Here is a 15,681-nt window from a genome sequence, read left to right as displayed (position 1 = left end):
CATTTTTTTGCAGCAAGATCAAAAGATCGCCGCCTGCGACAAGGTCTACACGGCGATCGCGTGGCCGTCGTTGAACTGCAACGCGGCCAACCGCGCGTACAGCGGATTACTGACGATCAGCTCCTGATGGGTGCCGATTGCCACCAGTTTTCCCTGGTCCATCACCGCGATCCGGTCAGCGTTTTTCACGGTAGCCAGACGATGCGCGATCACCAGCGTGGTGCGGTTGTGCATCAGGCTTGGCAGCGCTTCCTGAATCAGGTGTTCGCTTTGCGCATCGAGGGCGCTGGTGGCTTCGTCCAGCAGCAGGATCGGCGCATCGACCAGCAACGCCCGAGCGATCGCCAGACGCTGACGCTGGCCGCCAGAGAGGCCGAGGCCAGCGTCGCCCAGATGCGTTTGATAACCCTGCGACATCTTTTCGATGAAATCATGGGCGTGGGCGATTTTCGCCGCTTCCTTGACCTGTTCCAGCGTCGCGCCCGGGCAACCGTAACGGATGTTGTCTTCGACGCTGCCGAAAAACAGCGCAGGCGATTGCGAGACCAGGGCGAAATTGCGGCGCAGGTCCAATGGGTCAAGGCTGGTCAGCGGCACGCCGTCGATCAGGATCCGCCCTTCAATCGGGTCGTAGAAGCGCAACAGCAAATCGTAAACCGTGGACTTGCCGGCGCCGGACGGCCCGACTAGCGCCAGGGTCTCGCCAGCGCGAATGGTCAGATTCAAGCCGTTGACGGCGTAGCTTTCCGGACGCGACGGGTAGGAAAAACGCACATCCTGCAATTGCAGTTCGCCCTTGACTCGTTCCGGCAAGGTCACCAGTCCCGTGGTCGGGGGCTGGATGATGTTATGCGAACTCAACAGTTCGGCGATGCGCTCGGCAGCACCCGCGGCACGTTGCAGTTCACCGATGACTTCGCTCAAGGTGCCGATCGCACTGCCGACGATCAGGCTGTAGAAGACGAACGCCGCCAGTTCGCCACCGGTGATACGCCCGGCAATTACGTCCATGCCGCCCACCCACAACATCACCGCCACCGCGCCCAGCACCAGCACGATCACCACGGTGATCATCCATGAACGCTGAAAGATGCGTTTACGCGCGGTGTCGAACGCGTCCTCGACGGTTGTCGCGAAACGCTGCTCATCCTGCACCTGATGGTTGTAGGCCTGCACGGTCTTGATCTGGCCGAGGGTTTCGGAAACGTAGCTGCCGATATCGGCGACGCGGTCCTGGCTCAGTCGCGAGAGATTGCGTACACGCCGGCCGAAAATCAGGATCGGCGCGACCACGAACGGCAAGGCAATCACCACGATGCTGGTGAGCTTTGCATTGGTCACGAACAGCAACACGACGCCGCCGATAACCATCAGCAGGTTACGCAGGAACATCGACAGCGAGGAGCCGATCACCGACTGCAGCAGTGTGGTGTCGGCAGTCAGGCGTGACTGGATCTCCGAACTGCGGTTGTTCTCATAAAAGCCGGGGTGCAGATAGACCAGGTGGTTGAACACTTCACGCCGGATATCCGCCACACAGCGCTCGCCAATCCACGACACCCAGTAAAACCGCGCGAACGTGCCGACTGCCAGGCCCAGTACCATCAACATGAAGATGCCGATGCTCTGGTTCAACTGGTGCGGCGACTGGGTCATGAAGCCCCGATCGACCAGCAATTTGATCCCCTGCCCCATCGACAACGTGACAGCGGCGGTGACGACCAACGCCAGCAGCGCACCGATGACCTGCCAACGGTAGGGGGCCAGAAATCGGCTGGTCAGGCGCAGGGCGCGACGGTGCCGGGAAGAAAGCTTCGGGGTCATTCAGGTACACATCCGTGTTGATGAAAGGGGCTAGCCTAAACCTTCTATGGGGTGGAACTCTGTAAATCACAATGAGTCAGGTTAAATATGCCCCCAAAGACTAGGCCATAGTTGCTATCGGTCTAAAGTGCCGGTTGAGACGAGCGGTCATTTCTGTTTGAGTGGAGATGCCGCTTTTGACAGTCCCCAGGGAGTTGTCACAGCCTGGTCACGTGGCGGTTTTAATCTACGCGCACAACCTGATGAGGAGACAGGCCATGTCCTTGCAACACAGCAGCGATGACAAGATTCAAGTGATCCGCACCAAGCCCGGCCAACCTCTTGGTTGCTCCATCATTGACAAGGAGGGGCGTGAAGTACCGATCACTGAAGACATGATCCAGGACGCCTGCCGCGAACTGGAGAAGCGATTGGTCAAGCCTGCCGAACAAAAGTGATATAGCCAGCGTCTTCCGACCCGGCCCCTTTCTGGCCGGGTTTTTTCTGCCCGCAAATTGCCAATTGTGGTGCGACCATCGCGGGTAGGGCCGCGCCCACAAGTCCGGTGGCTAGTTCAAGTCTTGAGTAACACAGAGAACCTGGGGGAGCTGGCTTGCCAGCGATAGAGCCGATTTGATCGCTAGACAGCCACCGCCCCAAGCGCTGCCACAATCTGCTGCAACACTGGCGAATCCCCCTCGATCCGTACCTTCAGCCCCTCAATCTCGCGTCGCACCGGATACTGCTTGCGCAACACATCAAAGGCTGCACGCTGCTCAGCGACATTGCCTACAAGGCTGCGGCGGAAATCCGCATCATCCCGGCGCGGGTCGTACACGCCACGGCACAACATCGCCAGCGCCCAGGCCGGATCGCTGTCGGCGTGCAGGGTGACTTGCGACAGCCACGGCGCCGGCAGCAAGTCACTGAGCTGGATGCTCGCCGGTTGGCCAATGAAATTGCAGTAAGCCTGATAGATCTGCGCCGTCCCGCGCTGTTTGCCATCAAGGCTGTAACCGGCAATGTGCGGCGTGGCCAGTACGCAGAGTTCGGCCAGCGCGACATCGACCTCGGGTTCGGCCTCCCAGACATCGAGCGCCGCTTGCAGGTCTTCACGCTCCAGCAGCACTTTACGCAACGCAGCGTTATCGACCACCGGACCGCGCGCAGCATTGATCAGCCAGGCTCCGGGTTTAAGCTGATGCAATCGCGCCTGATCGAGCAGGTGCCAGGTCGCGCCGTCACCGCTGCGGGTCAACGGGGTATGCAGACTGATCACGTCACACTGCTCAAGGATCTGCTCCAGGCTGACGTAATCGCCACCCTCGGCCGCCTGACGTGGTGGATCGCAGACTTTCACGTTCCAGCCCAGGCCTTTGAGCACTTTGATCAGCCGACCACCGACCTCGCCGGCACCGACCACGCCATAGGTGCGTTGCGTCAGATCGACGCCTTCGATTTCGGCGAGCGTCATCAGAGTGCCGAGCACGTAATCGACCACCCCTCGGGCGTTGCAACCCGGCGCGCTGGACCAGGTGATCCCCGTTTCGGCGAAATAATCGAGGTCCAGGTGATCGGTGCCGATGGTGCACGTGCCCACAAAGCGCACCCGGCTGCCTTCCAGCAACGCCCGGTTGACCTGGGTCACCGAGCGCACCAGCAGCACGTCGGCCTGCTCGACCGTCGCACGGTCGATGGAACGGCCTGGCACCCGGCGGATCTCGCCGAAACCGGCAAAAAAGGCATCGAGCAGCGGGATATTTTCGTCGGCAACAATCAGCATGGCGGGCTCCTTTGGCGGATCGGCAGTTTAGGTGCAGATCCACCGTTGGGCCAGTGCAGACTGCATCGTGGCGAGGGCGCTTGCTCCCGCCAGACTGCGCAGCGGGCGGAAAGTCTGCCCTCGGGTTTTCCCTGAGCTACCGCGCTGGATAGGCTCGGGGGGCGCCTCGTCCCCAGCGGGAGCAGGCGCCCTCGACATAGTTGATGGGCCTGATGATTACAAATCCGCAACAGAGGATTTTTCCTGACCAAGGTGTCAGCGGCGTAGAATGCGGCGCCTTGCGCATCAACACCTTTGGACGCTTCGCCTGTGAATTCCGTAACTGACCAACCTGTCGCTGTCTCCCTCACCCGCCCCGCGCGTATCCGCCTGGAGTTCAAGACCCTGCTCGCCCTGGCGCTGCCGATCATCATCGCGCAGCTGGCGACCACGGCCATGGGCTTCGTCGATGCAGTCATGGCCGGCCGCGTCGGACCACGGGATCTGGCGGCAGTGGCACTGGGCAACTCGATCTGGGTCCCGGTGTTTCTGCTGATGACTGGCACCCTGCTGGCCACCACCCCCAAGGTTGCCCAACGGTTCGGCGCCGGCACCCACAGCGAAATCGGCCCGATCGTCCGTCAGGCATTGTGGCTGGCGCTGGTGGTCGGCCTGATCGCGACGTCGATGCTGATCGCCGCCGAGCCGGTGTTGCACCTGATGAAAGTCGATCCGGAATTGATCGGCCCGTGCATGCAGTACCTGCACGGTATCGCCAGCGGTCTGCCAGCGGTTGCGATCTATCACGTGCTGCGCTGCACCAGTGACGGCATCGGCCGCACCCGTCCGGCGATGGTGCTGGGCCTGTGCGGTCTGGCACTGAACATTCCGCTGAACTACATCTTCATCTATGGCCACTTCGGCGTGCCGGCCATGGGCGGCGTCGGCTGCGGTTGGGCCACGGCAATCGTGATGTGGTTCATGGCGCTGGGTCTGGCCGGTTACGAGCGCTGGGCCCCGGCCTATCGTTCGAGCGAGATCTTCAGCCGCTTCGACTGGCCACAATGGGCAGTGATCAAGCGTCTGCTGGCGGTCGGTCTGCCGATCGGCATCGCGGTGTTTGCCGAGTCGAGCATCTTCGCCGTGATCGCGCTGTTGATCGGCAGCCTCGGCGCCACTGTGGTGGCCGGGCATCAGATTGCGCTGAACGTCAGCTCGCTGGTGTTCATGATTCCGTATTCCCTCGGCATGGCGGTGACCGTCCGCGTCGGCCAGGCACTCGGTCGTGAAGAGCCCCGGGAAGCACGTTTCGCCGCCGGCGTCGGCATGGGCACCGCGCTGGCGTACGCCTGTCTGTCGGCGAGCATGATGCTGTTGTTGCGCGAGCCGATTGCGGCGATCTACACCGCTGATCCGACCGTGATTCATATCGCGGCGATGCTGATCGTGTACTCGGCGCTGTTCCAGTTTTCCGACGCGATTCAGGTCACTGCCGCCGGCGCCCTGCGCGGTTATCAGGACACGCGGGTGACGATGATCCTGACCTTGTTCGCCTACTGGGGTATCGGTTTGCCGGTGGGTTACGCCCTCGGCCTGACCGACTGGCTCGGCGCGCCACGGGGCCCGAGTGGTTTGTGGCAGGGTTTGATCGTCGGTTTGAGCTGTGCGGCACTGATGTTGTCGATCCGTCTGACCCGCAGTGCGCGCAAGCGTATCCGGATCAGTCGTTCGCTGGGCTGAGCCTTCTCTTTACACCGGAACAAAAAATGTGGGAGCCAGCCTGCTGGCTCCCACAGTTGTTTGTGCGCTGCCTTGGTTTCAGGCGTGTTTCTTGCGGATCCAGTACAGATAGGTACCGGACTCTTCGTGTTGCTCGACCAGTTCGTGGTCGAGAAACACGCAGAACTTGGGAATGTCGCGCTTGGTCGAGGGATCGGTGGCGATCACCTTGAGCAGGCCGCCGGGCACCAGATCGCGAATGTGCTGGTGCAGCATCATCACCGGCTCCGGGCAATTGAGGCCGGTGGCGTCGAGGGTGCCGTCGACCGGGGTATCGATCATTTCACTCATGATTCACTCCTGAAACTGGCCGGCATTGTCGCGCATTGCCAAGCGTGTGGCGAGGGAGCTTGCTCCCGCTCGGCGGCGTAGCCGTCGTAAAATCTTTTTGCCCGGTGCGCCGGAACTAACATGGATGCCGAACTCAGGGCCGCTTCGCAGCCCAGCGGGAGCAAGTCCCTCGCCATAACGGCCAGTTACATATTTCAGCGGGATTTGGCTTTCTTGATGTCGTGACGGCGCAGGTGGCACGTCACTTCTTCGCGGTCGTGATACAGCTGCTTGCAGCCGATATCGACCTTGACCCCACGGGCCTTGAAACCATCGGCGATGCGCTCGAGCAAACGTTTCACTTCGGCATAACGCTGCTTCATCGGCAGCTTCAGGTTGACCACCGCCTCGCGGCAATGGCCCTCGCCAATCCATTCTTCGAGCATCGCCGCGTTACGCGCCGGCTTCTCGACGATGTCGCAGACCATCCAGTCCACCGGTTGCTTGGGCTTGAAGGTGAAACCATCGGCCATCAGGTGCTGAACCAGGCCAGTGTCCATCAGGCTTTCAGCCATCGGACCGTTATCAATGGCGGTCACCAGCATGCCGCGGTTGACCAGTTGCCAGGTCCAGCCGCCCGGCGCGGCGCCGAGATCCACACCGGTCATGTCACTGTGCAAGCGATCTTCCCACTGATCCCGCGGAATGAAGTGGTGCCAGGCCTCTTCCAGTTTCAACGTCGAACGGCTGGGCGCTTCTCGGGGAAACTTCAGACGCGGAATCCCCATTGGCCACATCGCCGAGTTACCCGCATCAGCCATGCCGAGGAACACTTCGCGGCCACTCTTGAAGGTCAGCAACAGACGCGGCTTGCTGGCGTCCTCCACCAGTTTGCCGGCAGCAGTCAATGCCTTGCGCAGCGGACCTTCGAATTTCTTGCAGAAGTTCGACAGCTCCTTGCCATCGTTGGTGTCGACGACTTCCAGCCACAGGCTGCCGAATACCGGAAAATCGGCCATGTGCGCGAGGATTACGCTGATGCGGTCGTTTTCCGGCAGATCAATGAAAAGTCCGCGCGCCCACTGGCGTGGGAAAATCAACTCGGCAAAACGCTGACCGCGCATCAGGCGCTCGGCGCCGTCTTCTTCGGTGCAGACGAACTCGGCGTACGCAGTGGCCGCTTTGGCCTTGGCGTAACCGGCCACGTTGAGCTGGGCGGCGAGGTCGGAAATTTCCGAACAGACTTCGCCTTCGAAGCCTGGCCGGCAATGCATGAATAGGGTGTTCATTCTTACTCCTGGGCAGAGGGCGGACATTCGGCCCCTGCGCGCTGCTCAAGCCTTGCGATGAAGCAAAGCCTGTCACGAAAACCGGCGCATGATAGCCGAGTTCGGAACCTTGGACTTATTGATAGAGTCCAGTTATTAGCCAGCTACTGAAAACAGGGCTACGTTGATAGCTCTGCCCGTCCCCTCCGTCCGTAGCCGTGCGGACTCAAAGGAGTGATCGTAATGCCGTCCCTCGATAGTCTGAAGACCCTCAAAACCCTGCAAATCGACCAAAAGACCTACCACTATTTCAGTCTGCCGGATGCCGCGAAAAGCCTGGGCAATATCGACCAGTTGCCGATGTCGCTGAAAGTCCTGCTGGAAAACCTGCTGCGCTGGGAAGATGAAAAAACCGTCACCGGCGCCGACCTCAAGGCGATTGCCGCCTGGCTCAAGGAGCGCCGCTCCGACCGCGAGATCCAGTACCGCCCGGCCCGCGTATTGATGCAAGACTTTACCGGCGTACCCGCCGTAGTCGACCTCGCCGCGATGCGTGCGGCGATGGCCAAGGCCGGCGGCGATCCGCAGCGGATCAACCCGCTGTCGCCGGTGGACCTGGTGATCGACCACTCGGTGATGGTCGACAAATTCGGCAGCGCCAGCGCGTTTGAACAGAACGTCGACATCGAAATGCAGCGTAACGGCGAACGTTATGCGTTCCTGCGCTGGGGTCAAAGCGCCTTCGACAACTTCAGCGTGGTGCCGCCGGGTACCGGGATCTGTCACCAGGTCAACCTCGAATACCTCGGGCGCACGGTGTGGACCAAGGATGAGGACGGGCGCACCTACGCATTCCCCGACACCCTGGTCGGCACCGACTCCCACACCACCATGATCAATGGCCTCGGCGTGCTCGGCTGGGGCGTCGGCGGCATCGAGGCGGAAGCGGCGATGCTCGGGCAGCCGGTGTCGATGCTGATTCCGGAAGTCATCGGCTTCAAACTCACCGGCAAGCTCAAGGAAGGCATCACCGCCACCGACCTGGTGCTGACCGTCACGCAGATGCTGCGCAAAAAAGGCGTGGTCGGCAAATTCGTCGAGTTCTACGGTGACGGCCTCGCCGACCTGCCGCTGGCCGACCGCGCGACCATCGCTAACATGGCCCCGGAATACGGCGCCACCTGCGGCTTCTTCCCGGTCGATGATGTGACCCTGGAATACCTGCGCCTGTCGGGTCGTCCGCCTGAAGTGGTGAAACTGGTCGAGGCCTACACCAAGGCCCAGGGCCTGTGGCGCCTGCCTGGTCAGGAACCGGTGTTCACCGACAGCCTGGCGCTGGACATGGGCAGCGTCGAAGCCAGCCTGGCCGGGCCGAAACGCCCGCAGGACCGGGTCTCGTTGCCGAATGTCGCACAAGCCTTCAGTGATTTCATGGACCTGCAATTCAAACCCACCAGCAAGGAAGAAGGTCGCCTGGAAAGCGAAGGTGGTGGTGGCGTGGCCGTGGGCAACGCCGATCTGGTCGGCGAAACCGAGTACGAATACGAAGGCCACACCTATCGCCTGAAGAACGGCGCGGTGGTGATCGCCGCGATCACCTCCTGCACCAACACCTCCAACCCGAGCGTGATGATGGCGGCCGGTCTACTGGCGAAAAAAGCCGTAGAGAAGGGCCTGACGCGCAAGCCGTGGGTGAAGAGTTCGCTGGCGCCCGGCTCGAAAGTGGTCACCGACTACTACAAGGCCGCCGGGCTGACGCAATACCTCGATCAACTCGGGTTCTCGCTGGTCGGCTACGGCTGCACTACGTGCATCGGCAACTCCGGACCGCTGCCGGAGCCGATCGAGAAAGCTATCCAGAAAGCCGATCTCACCGTGGCGTCGGTGCTGTCCGGCAACCGCAACTTCGAAGGCCGGGTGCATCCGCTGGTCAAGACCAACTGGCTGGCGTCGCCGCCGCTGGTGGTCGCTTACGCCTTGGCCGGCAGCGTGCGCACCGACATCAGCAGCGAGCCACTGGGCAACGATCAGCAAGGCAATCCGGTGTACCTGCGTGACATCTGGCCGAGCAGCCAGGAAATCGCCGCTGCGGTAAATCAGGTCAACACCGCAATGTTCCACAAGGAATACGCCGAAGTGTTTGCCGGTGATGAACAGTGGCAAGCAATCGAAGTGCCGCAAGCGGCGACCTATGTCTGGCAGGACGATTCGACGTACATCCAGCATCCGCCATTTTTCGACGATATTGGCGGGCCGTTGCCGGAGATCAGCGATGTCAAAGCGGCGAAGGTGCTGGCATTGCTCGGCGATTCAGTGACCACCGACCACATCTCCCCTGCCGGCAACATCAAGGCTGACAGTCCGGCCGGGCGCTATCTGCGCGAAAAAGGCGTGGAACCACGGGACTTCAACTCCTACGGTTCACGCCGGGGCAACCATGAAGTGATGATGCGCGGCACCTTCGCCAACATCCGCATCCGCAACGAAATGCTCGGCGGCGAAGAAGGTGGCAACACCCTGTACATCCCGAGTGGCGAGAAGATGGCGATCTATGACGCCGCCATGCGTTATCAGGCCGACGGCACGCCACTGGTAGTGATTGCCGGTCAGGAATACGGCACCGGCTCCAGCCGCGACTGGGCGGCCAAAGGCACTAATCTGCTGGGCGTCAAAGCGGTAATCGCCGAAAGCTTCGAGCGCATCCATCGTTCCAACCTGGTGGGCATGGGCGTGTTACCGCTGCAGTTCAAGCTCGATCAGAACCGCAAGAGCCTCAATCTCACTGGCAAGGAAACCTTCGAGATTCAGGGCCTGACCGGCGTCGAGCTGACACCGCGGATGAATTTGCCGCTGGTGATCACCCGTGAAGACGGGCGTCAGGAGAAGATCGAGGTGTTGTGCCGGATCGATACCTTGAACGAGGTTGAATACTTTAAATCGGGCGGGATCCTGCATTACGTCCTGCGCCAACTGATCGCCTCATAACGCGCGCCCTCTGTAGAAACGGCCGAAGGCTGCGATCTTTAGATTTGGTTTTAAGATCAAGATCAAAAGATCGCAGCCTTCGGCAACTCTTACAGGGGGTTTACTTTTCCATGGACGAAAAAAAACCCGCCGAAGCGGGTTTTTCCCAAGACCATTATCGACTCCCTGTCGGCAGCGATCCTTGCAAATGGTCGATCATCCATGATCCTGAAACACTCCCTGTGTCTCAGTTGATGGGTGTAGATTACGCTCTGGATCCAATCGGCAATAGTCGTAAAAGCTACCAGTGCGTGTAAGACATTCGCTATAGACCCCCTTCCGAAAACCCTTAGCCCTGTCAGCCGTCGAGCATGGCAGCGGATATCTGCGCGACTTTCAGCGGCCGCGACGTTTGCGTCTGCTGGTCATTTTCGAAAAACCGCCAGTACCCAGCGTTTCAACCAGAACTGGAAAACCTCAGCCGCCGTCACGCTCACGTGCCCGGGCGCTCTCGGCAAGAAACTGTTCGAGCCGGCTCAACTGCTCCTCCCAGCCACGGCTGTCCATGTAATAGGCCTCTTTCTGGCGGACATCGGGAATGTGCGCGAAGCCGGACTCTGACACCTTGAGCAACGTGCCGTCCTCGAAGTCTTCCAGTTCGAACCTGACCAGCGTGGTCGGCTCCTGGGAATAGTCGATCTTCGGATTCACGGCATACGGATGCCAGCGGAACGAGAACAACTGCTGCGGTTCGACCCGCTCGATCAGCACATTCCACAACACATGTTCATAACCCGGATACGTGACTTGCCCTTGCGTCCATTCGCCGGCAATGAACCGCCTGCCCTCCAGCGCCACCCCAAACCACTGGCCAAACGCCTCGGCATCGACCAAGGCACGCCAGACATGGGAACGTGGCGCCTTGAGAGTGATTTTGCGTTCGAAACTATTGGGTACTGGTTTCATACGTCACCTCCTGTTCTGAACACTAGGCTCGTATGACCACATGTCCAACCTGAAGTTGTATCAAACGGTCAACGACCCGGGCTCGACCTTTGACCGTTGCGTCTAAACTCAGCGGTTATTCCGGCAGACATTGGAGCAGACCATGCAGTCTCCGCACTATGCCGCCCTCTGGGCATCACTGCTGACGCTGTCAGCCTGCGTCAGTTCCGTTGACCACTGGAGCAAGCCTGGCGCGTCCCAGGCGACAGTGGAGCACGACAAAGCCGAGTGCCAGTATCAGGCCAAGTCGGCGACTGCCAGTTACAACAGCACGCCGTCGGACAAGAGCATGGAAGCGGCGGTCGGCGCCGGAGTGGGTGACGGAATTGTGGTGGCGGAGAAACAGATCGACCTGACCAATGACTGCATGCGCCTGCGCGGTTACAGCGGGAGTTGAGTCTGATCGCTACAATGCCGGTTATTCCCGTCATCTACAGTGAGCCCCCCTATGTCCCCACGTTTTTTCCTGGCCCTGTCGCCCCTGGTGTTCACCCCCCTCGCCCACGCTGCCGTCGACTGCGCCAATGCCAGCGATCAGGCGACGATGAATCAGTGTGCCGGACAGGACTTCAAGGCAGCGGACAAAGAATTGAATGCGCTGTATCAGCAGATCACCGGGCGCTTGAAGGACAACCCGGAGGGCAAGAAGTTGTTGGTCAGCGCGCAGCGGGCGTGGATCGGATTTCGCGATGCCGAGTGCAAGTTTTCATCGTCGGGTGTAACGGGCGGAAGTGTTTATCCCTGGGTTTACAGCAATTGCCTGACGGCGGTGACCAAGGTCCGGGTCGAGGCGCTGAAGCAGTATTTGAAGTGTGAGGAAGGGGATATGAGTTGCCCGGTACCAGGGGCCTGAGGTTGTAGTCGATTCGCTGGTGGCGGTTTTCAATCCAGTATTGAGTGAAGACCACCACGTTGCAGCGACGACAGCGACCAGCATAGATCCATGACACATCCTGAAACGCCTACTGCCAGCGCATGACTTAAGCACAGCCTCAGATCGCCGATAAATGACTTACAACCAACGATCAGGGAATGACGACATGGCGATCTCTTTAAACTCTGCATTTATTCAGCCTTCAGCCGCTGAACTGACCAAATCCGCACAACCGCTGAACATAAAGTCGCTCAGCGAAGACCTCCAGAAGACGGCGGTCAACCTCAATCCGGCGGCGGTTTATCATCCCAGTGATGACGCCCAGACTGTCAGCCCGACCCTCGAAGCGATCGACGTCTGGCTTGGCCGCCCCCAGGCTGCAGACTTCCCGAAAATCGCCGAACAGCATAGAAATGCCCACGAATCGCTGAAGCTGGCGTTCGAGGACTTCAAGTCGGCGTTGAGTGACACTTTTCCGGATCTGGCCAACAAGAAATTCGGCTTTACCGTTGAAACCGATGGCAGCCTCAAGGCGTTGAATTCCAATAGCGAGCTGAGCGCCTCAGACATGGAGCAATTGAACGCCCTGCTCAATGCCTCTGGCGCACTCAAAACCGCGGCGAACAGCTACCGCGACACCTCCATCGAACTGGTCGCGGCCGATGCCGGGTGGGGAGGCAGCCACTTGGGCAAGTACAACCTGACCAAAGAAAACTTCGCCAACACCATTGATCTGGCGGCCCTGTTTATACCCAAGGGCAAAGCGCCGAGCGCTGAAGCCATCGACGGCCTGTTCTCTCATCAGTTGTGGCGTAAAGGCGAACTGGGGACACCGGCGTCGGATGCCGCCATCGTCGCCGCACGCGAGGCCGCTATCAATGCCAAAAGAATCGACGAAAAAGTCTGATTGCCCCGCGCAGCCGTTGTCGGTCAAACGTGCGGATCACCCGGCGCCTTGGTTGGCGCCGCGTACTGCGGCTTGAGATGGCCGTCCTGATCAAGTAGCCAGGCGTCCATGATCTGCCGCACGACAGGGCCGGCAACCCGCCCACCGGCCTCACCGTTTTCGATCATGACCGAGATCGCGATCTTCGGATGCTCGGCCGGGGCGAAGCCGACGAACAAGGCGTTGTCGCGATGGCGTTCGAGGGTCTTCTCGCGGTTGTAGCGCTCGCCCTGTTTGATCGCCACCACCTGCGCAGTACCACTCTTGCCGGCAATGCGGTATTGCGCCCCGGCAGCGGCCGCACGGGCGATGCCGCGGGCGTCGTGCATCACCATTTGCATACCGTGGTTGACCTGTTCCCAGTCGCGCGGATCCTTGAGCAGGATGTTCGGCATGGGATGCTCGTCGACCGGTGCGACACCATCGACGGTCTTGGCCAGGTGCGGCCGGTTCCATACGCCCTTGTTGGCGATCAGCGCAGTGGCCTGGGCCAGTTGCAGCGGCGTGACCTGCATATAGCCCTGGCCGATGCCAAGGATCACGGTTTCACCGGGGAACCAGGCCTGGCGTCGAGTGGCGCGCTTCCAGGCTTGGGATGGCATCAGGCCTGGCGACTCTTCGAACATGTCCAGCGAGACTTTCTCACCGAGGCCGAACATGGCCATGTAATCGTGCAGGCGATCAATGCCGAGCTTGTGCGCCAGATCATAGAAGTAGGTGTCGTTGGAGCGCATGATCGCGGCGTCCATGTCTACCCAGCCATCGCCGCTGTGGTTCCAGTTACGGTACTTGTGATCGAAATCCGGGAGCTGATAGTAACCCGGGTCGAAGACGCGGGTCTGTGGGGTCACCACACCCGCATCGAGACCGGCGATTGCCACCTCTGGCTTGATTGTTGAGCCCGGCGCGTACAAGCCGCGCAAGACGCGGTTGAACAGCGGCCGGTCGATGGAATCACGCAGCGCCGAGTACTCCTTGGAACTGATGCCCGTGACAAACAGATTAGGGTCGAAACTCGGGTTGCTGACCATGGCGAGCACTTCGCCCGTGGACGGGTCGAGCGCGACGACGGAGCCACGACGATCGCCTAGAGCAGCTTCGGCGGCTTCCTGCAGTTTGACGTCGAGGCTCAGAACGATGTTTTTGCCGGGCACAGGATCAGTGTGTTTGAGCACCCGCAGCACACGCCCCTGGGCGTTGGTTTCCACTTCCTCGTAGCCAACGTGACCGTGCAGCTGAGCTTCATAGAAGCGTTCAATACCGGTTTTACCGATGGACTGGGTGCCGCGGTATTCAACCGAATCGAGGGCCTTGGATTCTTTTTCGTTGATCCGGCCGACGTAACCGATCGAATGGGCGAAATGGGCACCGAACGGATAATGGCGGACGAACTGCGGTTCAACGTCGAGTCCTGGCAGGCGGAATTCGTTGACCGCCAGCACAGCGATCTGCTCTTCCGTCAGCTCATAGAACAGTGTTACTGGCGTGAAGGGATGGCGGGACTGCTTCATGGCCTTGTCGAACACCGTGCGATCTTCGGCAGGCAGGTGCAGCAGATTGATGACCTCATCCAGCTCCCGATTGACGTCAGTGGCGCGTTCACGGGTGATCGTCAGGTTGTAGCTGGGGCGGTTGTCGGCCAGCAGCACACCATTGCGGTCGTAGATCAGGCCGCGTGTCGGCGGGATGGGCAAGACGTGGACACGATTGTTTTCTGAGATGGTGGAGTGGTAGTCGAACTCCACCACTTGCAGGATGTAAAGGCGTACTACCAGGGCGCAGCTAATGGCGAAGACGAACAAGGCGCAGGCGATCAACCGCTTGTTGACCAGACGCGTCTCTTTTTCGTGGTCCTTGATCGGGATGGCTTCAGGCATTTCTACAGCGACTCTTTGACATAAATGAGTGCCGATCCGTGGGCATGACATCAGTCCGTTAAAAAACGAGCTGCACCATACCAAAAACTGCCCGGTCACTTCAGAACGATTTTTCCCAATGGCAGCTCTTGCGACGGCTGGATCTGACCTGAAACTTTCCTGCGGGCAAAACAAAACCCCAACTGCATTCGCAATTGGGGTTTCGGAATTTAATCTTGACGATGACCTACTCTCACATGGGGAAACCCCACACTACCATCGGCGATGCATCGTTTCACTTCTGAGTTCGGGATGGGATCAGGTGGTTCCAACGCTCTATGGTCGTCAAGAAATTCGGGTACTGACTCGTGACCATCTGGCCTCGCTTCAGCAAATCGGGTATGTGATATAGGTGTCTTGTGAGTTGCGCGAACTTTCGGTTCATTTCGTCTTCACACACCGCAATCTGGTCTCTTCGACGCAAATTGCTTGGGTGTTATATGGTCAAGCCTCACGGGCAATTAGTATTGGTTAGCTCAACGCCTCACAGCGCTTACACACCCAACCTATCAACGTCGTAGTCTTCGACGGCCCTTCAGGGAACTCAAGGTTCCAGTGAGATCTCATCTTGAGGCAAGTTTCCCGCTTAGATGCTTTCAGCGGTTATCTTTCCCGAACATAGCTACCCGGCAATGCCACTGGCGTGACAACCGGAACACCAGAGGTTCGTCCACTCCGGTCCTCTCGTACTAGGAGCAGCCCCTCTCAAATCTCAAACGTCCACGGCAGATAGGGACCGAACTGTCTCACGACGTTCTAAACCCAGCTCGCGTACCACTTTAAATGGCGAACAGCCATACCCTTGGGACCGGCTTCAGCCCCAGGATGTGATGAGCCGACATCGAGGTGCCAAACACCGCCGTCGATATGAACTCTTGGGCGGTATCAGCCTGTTATCCCCGGAGTACCTTTTATCCGTTGAGCGATGGCCCTTCCATACAGAACCACCGGATCACTAAGACCTACTTTCGTACCTGCTCGACGTGTCTGTCTCGCAGTCAAGCGCGCTTTTGCCTTTATACTCTACGACCGATTTCCGACCGGTCTGAGCGCACCTTCGTACTCCTCCGTTACTCTTTAGGAGGAGACCGCCC

At 59.6% G+C, this 15,681-nt stretch carries 12 protein-coding genes and 2 rRNA genes (1 of these 14 running past the window's edge); 6 read left to right on the top strand and 8 right to left on the bottom strand.

All coding sequences use genetic code 11. The features are described 5' to 3' along the window. Positions 1–45: 45 nt before the first annotated feature. Positions 46–1,824 (bottom strand): ABC transporter transmembrane domain-containing protein, encoded by a 1,779-nt coding sequence (locus K5Y35_RS16900; RefSeq protein WP_222832400.1) that lies wholly within the window; start codon positions 1,822–1,824, stop codon positions 46–48. Between the two features lie 257 nt (positions 1,825–2,081). On the opposite strand from K5Y35_RS16900, the gene K5Y35_RS16895 reads away from it, so the two are divergent. Beyond that, positions 2,082–2,261: a PA1571 family protein gene (locus tag K5Y35_RS16895; protein WP_123461915.1), complete on the top strand. Its 180-nt coding sequence runs from the start codon at positions 2,082–2,084 to the stop codon at positions 2,259–2,261. A 182-nt stretch (positions 2,262–2,443) separates the two neighbouring features. Here the strand turns inward: K5Y35_RS16895 and pdxB are convergent, their stop codons facing one another. Further along, positions 2,444–3,586, bottom strand: a complete 1,143-nt coding sequence (gene pdxB / locus K5Y35_RS16890; protein ID WP_222832399.1) for a 4-phosphoerythronate dehydrogenase PdxB — start codon at positions 3,584–3,586, stop codon at positions 2,444–2,446. Positions 3,587–3,895: 309 nt separating this feature from the next. Between pdxB and K5Y35_RS16885 the strand changes: the two genes are divergently transcribed. Continuing rightward, entirely contained in the window at positions 3,896–5,305 is a 1,410-nt protein-coding gene (locus K5Y35_RS16885; protein WP_222832398.1) for an MATE family efflux transporter, read from the top strand. Positions 5,306–5,383: 78 nt separating this feature from the next. Here K5Y35_RS16885 and tusA read toward each other — a convergent pair whose 3' ends face one another. Beyond that, entirely contained in the window at positions 5,384–5,635 is a 252-nt protein-coding gene (gene tusA, locus K5Y35_RS16880; protein ID WP_123461909.1) for a sulfurtransferase TusA, read from the bottom strand. 194 nt (positions 5,636–5,829) lie between these two features. Beyond that, positions 5,830–6,903: a 23S rRNA (cytidine(2498)-2'-O)-methyltransferase RlmM gene (gene rlmM / locus K5Y35_RS16875; RefSeq protein WP_222832397.1), complete on the bottom strand. Its 1,074-nt coding sequence runs from the start codon at positions 6,901–6,903 to the stop codon at positions 5,830–5,832. A 222-nt stretch (positions 6,904–7,125) separates the two neighbouring features. On the opposite strand from rlmM, the gene acnA reads away from it, so the two are divergent. Beyond that, on the top strand, positions 7,126–9,867 hold the full coding sequence (gene acnA, locus K5Y35_RS16870) for an aconitate hydratase AcnA (RefSeq protein WP_123461905.1): 2,742 nt from the start codon (positions 7,126–7,128) through the stop codon (positions 9,865–9,867). A gap of 456 nt (positions 9,868–10,323) precedes the next feature. Here the strand turns inward: acnA and K5Y35_RS16865 are convergent, their stop codons facing one another. After that, positions 10,324–10,812 carry an SRPBCC family protein gene (locus tag K5Y35_RS16865; RefSeq protein WP_222832396.1) on the bottom strand — a complete coding sequence of 163 codons (489 nt, stop codon included), beginning with the start codon at positions 10,810–10,812 and terminating at the stop codon, positions 10,324–10,326. Between the two features lie 142 nt (positions 10,813–10,954). Between K5Y35_RS16865 and K5Y35_RS16860 the strand changes: the two genes are divergently transcribed. From K5Y35_RS16860 to K5Y35_RS16850, 3 genes are all read left to right on the top strand, one after another. After that, the gene (locus K5Y35_RS16860) at positions 10,955–11,248 is read left to right on the top strand and encodes a hypothetical protein (protein ID WP_128614675.1); all 294 of its coding nucleotides are present in this window, start codon (positions 10,955–10,957) and stop codon (positions 11,246–11,248) included. Between the two features lie 51 nt (positions 11,249–11,299). Continuing rightward, a complete protein-coding gene (locus K5Y35_RS16855; RefSeq protein ID WP_128614676.1) occupies positions 11,300–11,704 on the top strand; it encodes a lysozyme inhibitor LprI family protein in 405 nt (134 codons plus the stop codon). A 187-nt stretch (positions 11,705–11,891) separates the two neighbouring features. Next, positions 11,892–12,632: a hypothetical protein gene (locus K5Y35_RS16850; protein ID WP_222832395.1), complete on the top strand. Its 741-nt coding sequence runs from the start codon at positions 11,892–11,894 to the stop codon at positions 12,630–12,632. 23 nt (positions 12,633–12,655) lie between these two features. On the opposite strand, the gene mrdA is transcribed toward K5Y35_RS16850, so the two are convergent. From mrdA to K5Y35_RS16835, 3 genes are all read right to left on the bottom strand, one after another. Continuing rightward, entirely contained in the window at positions 12,656–14,548 is a 1,893-nt protein-coding gene (mrdA, locus tag K5Y35_RS16845) for a penicillin-binding protein 2 (RefSeq protein ID WP_222832394.1), read from the bottom strand. Between the two features lie 213 nt (positions 14,549–14,761). Further along, positions 14,762–14,877 (bottom strand): 5S ribosomal RNA (gene rrf, locus K5Y35_RS16840). A 150-nt stretch (positions 14,878–15,027) separates the two neighbouring features. After that, positions 15,028–15,681 (bottom strand): 23S ribosomal RNA (locus K5Y35_RS16835); it runs 2,239 nt beyond the window's last position.

This window comes from Pseudomonas sp. SC3(2021) (assembly GCF_019856535.1).
Lineage (GTDB): Bacteria > Pseudomonadota > Gammaproteobacteria > Pseudomonadales > Pseudomonadaceae > Aquipseudomonas > Aquipseudomonas monsensis.
The sequence above is the reverse complement of the archived record's forward strand: the minus strand, read 5'-3'. Positions and strand labels throughout refer to the sequence as shown.

Bases quoted from the DNA above. Each gene is read 5' to 3' on its own strand.
- rlmM (WP_222832397.1), bottom strand. From the start codon at position 6,903: ATGAACACCCTATTCATGCATTGCCGGCCAGGCTTCGAAGGCGAAGTC.
- acnA (WP_123461905.1), top strand. From the start codon at position 7,126: ATGCCGTCCCTCGATAGTCTGAAGACCCTCAAAACCCTGCAAATCGAC.
- pdxB (WP_222832399.1), bottom strand. From the start codon at position 3,586: ATGCTGATTGTTGCCGACGAAAATATCCCGCTGCTCGATGCCTTTTTT.
- tusA (WP_123461909.1), bottom strand. From the start codon at position 5,635: ATGAGTGAAATGATCGATACCCCGGTCGACGGCACCCTCGACGCCACC.
- K5Y35_RS16865 (WP_222832396.1), bottom strand. From the start codon at position 10,812: ATGAAACCAGTACCCAATAGTTTCGAACGCAAAATCACTCTCAAGGCG.
- K5Y35_RS16850 (WP_222832395.1), top strand. From the start codon at position 11,892: ATGGCGATCTCTTTAAACTCTGCATTTATTCAGCCTTCAGCCGCTGAA.
- K5Y35_RS16900 (WP_222832400.1), bottom strand. From the start codon at position 1,824: ATGACCCCGAAGCTTTCTTCCCGGCACCGTCGCGCCCTGCGCCTGACC.
- K5Y35_RS16860 (WP_128614675.1), top strand. From the start codon at position 10,955: ATGCAGTCTCCGCACTATGCCGCCCTCTGGGCATCACTGCTGACGCTG.
- mrdA (WP_222832394.1), bottom strand. From the start codon at position 14,548: ATGCCTGAAGCCATCCCGATCAAGGACCACGAAAAAGAGACGCGTCTG.
- K5Y35_RS16855 (WP_128614676.1), top strand. From the start codon at position 11,300: ATGTCCCCACGTTTTTTCCTGGCCCTGTCGCCCCTGGTGTTCACCCCC.
- K5Y35_RS16895 (WP_123461915.1), top strand. From the start codon at position 2,082: ATGTCCTTGCAACACAGCAGCGATGACAAGATTCAAGTGATCCGCACC.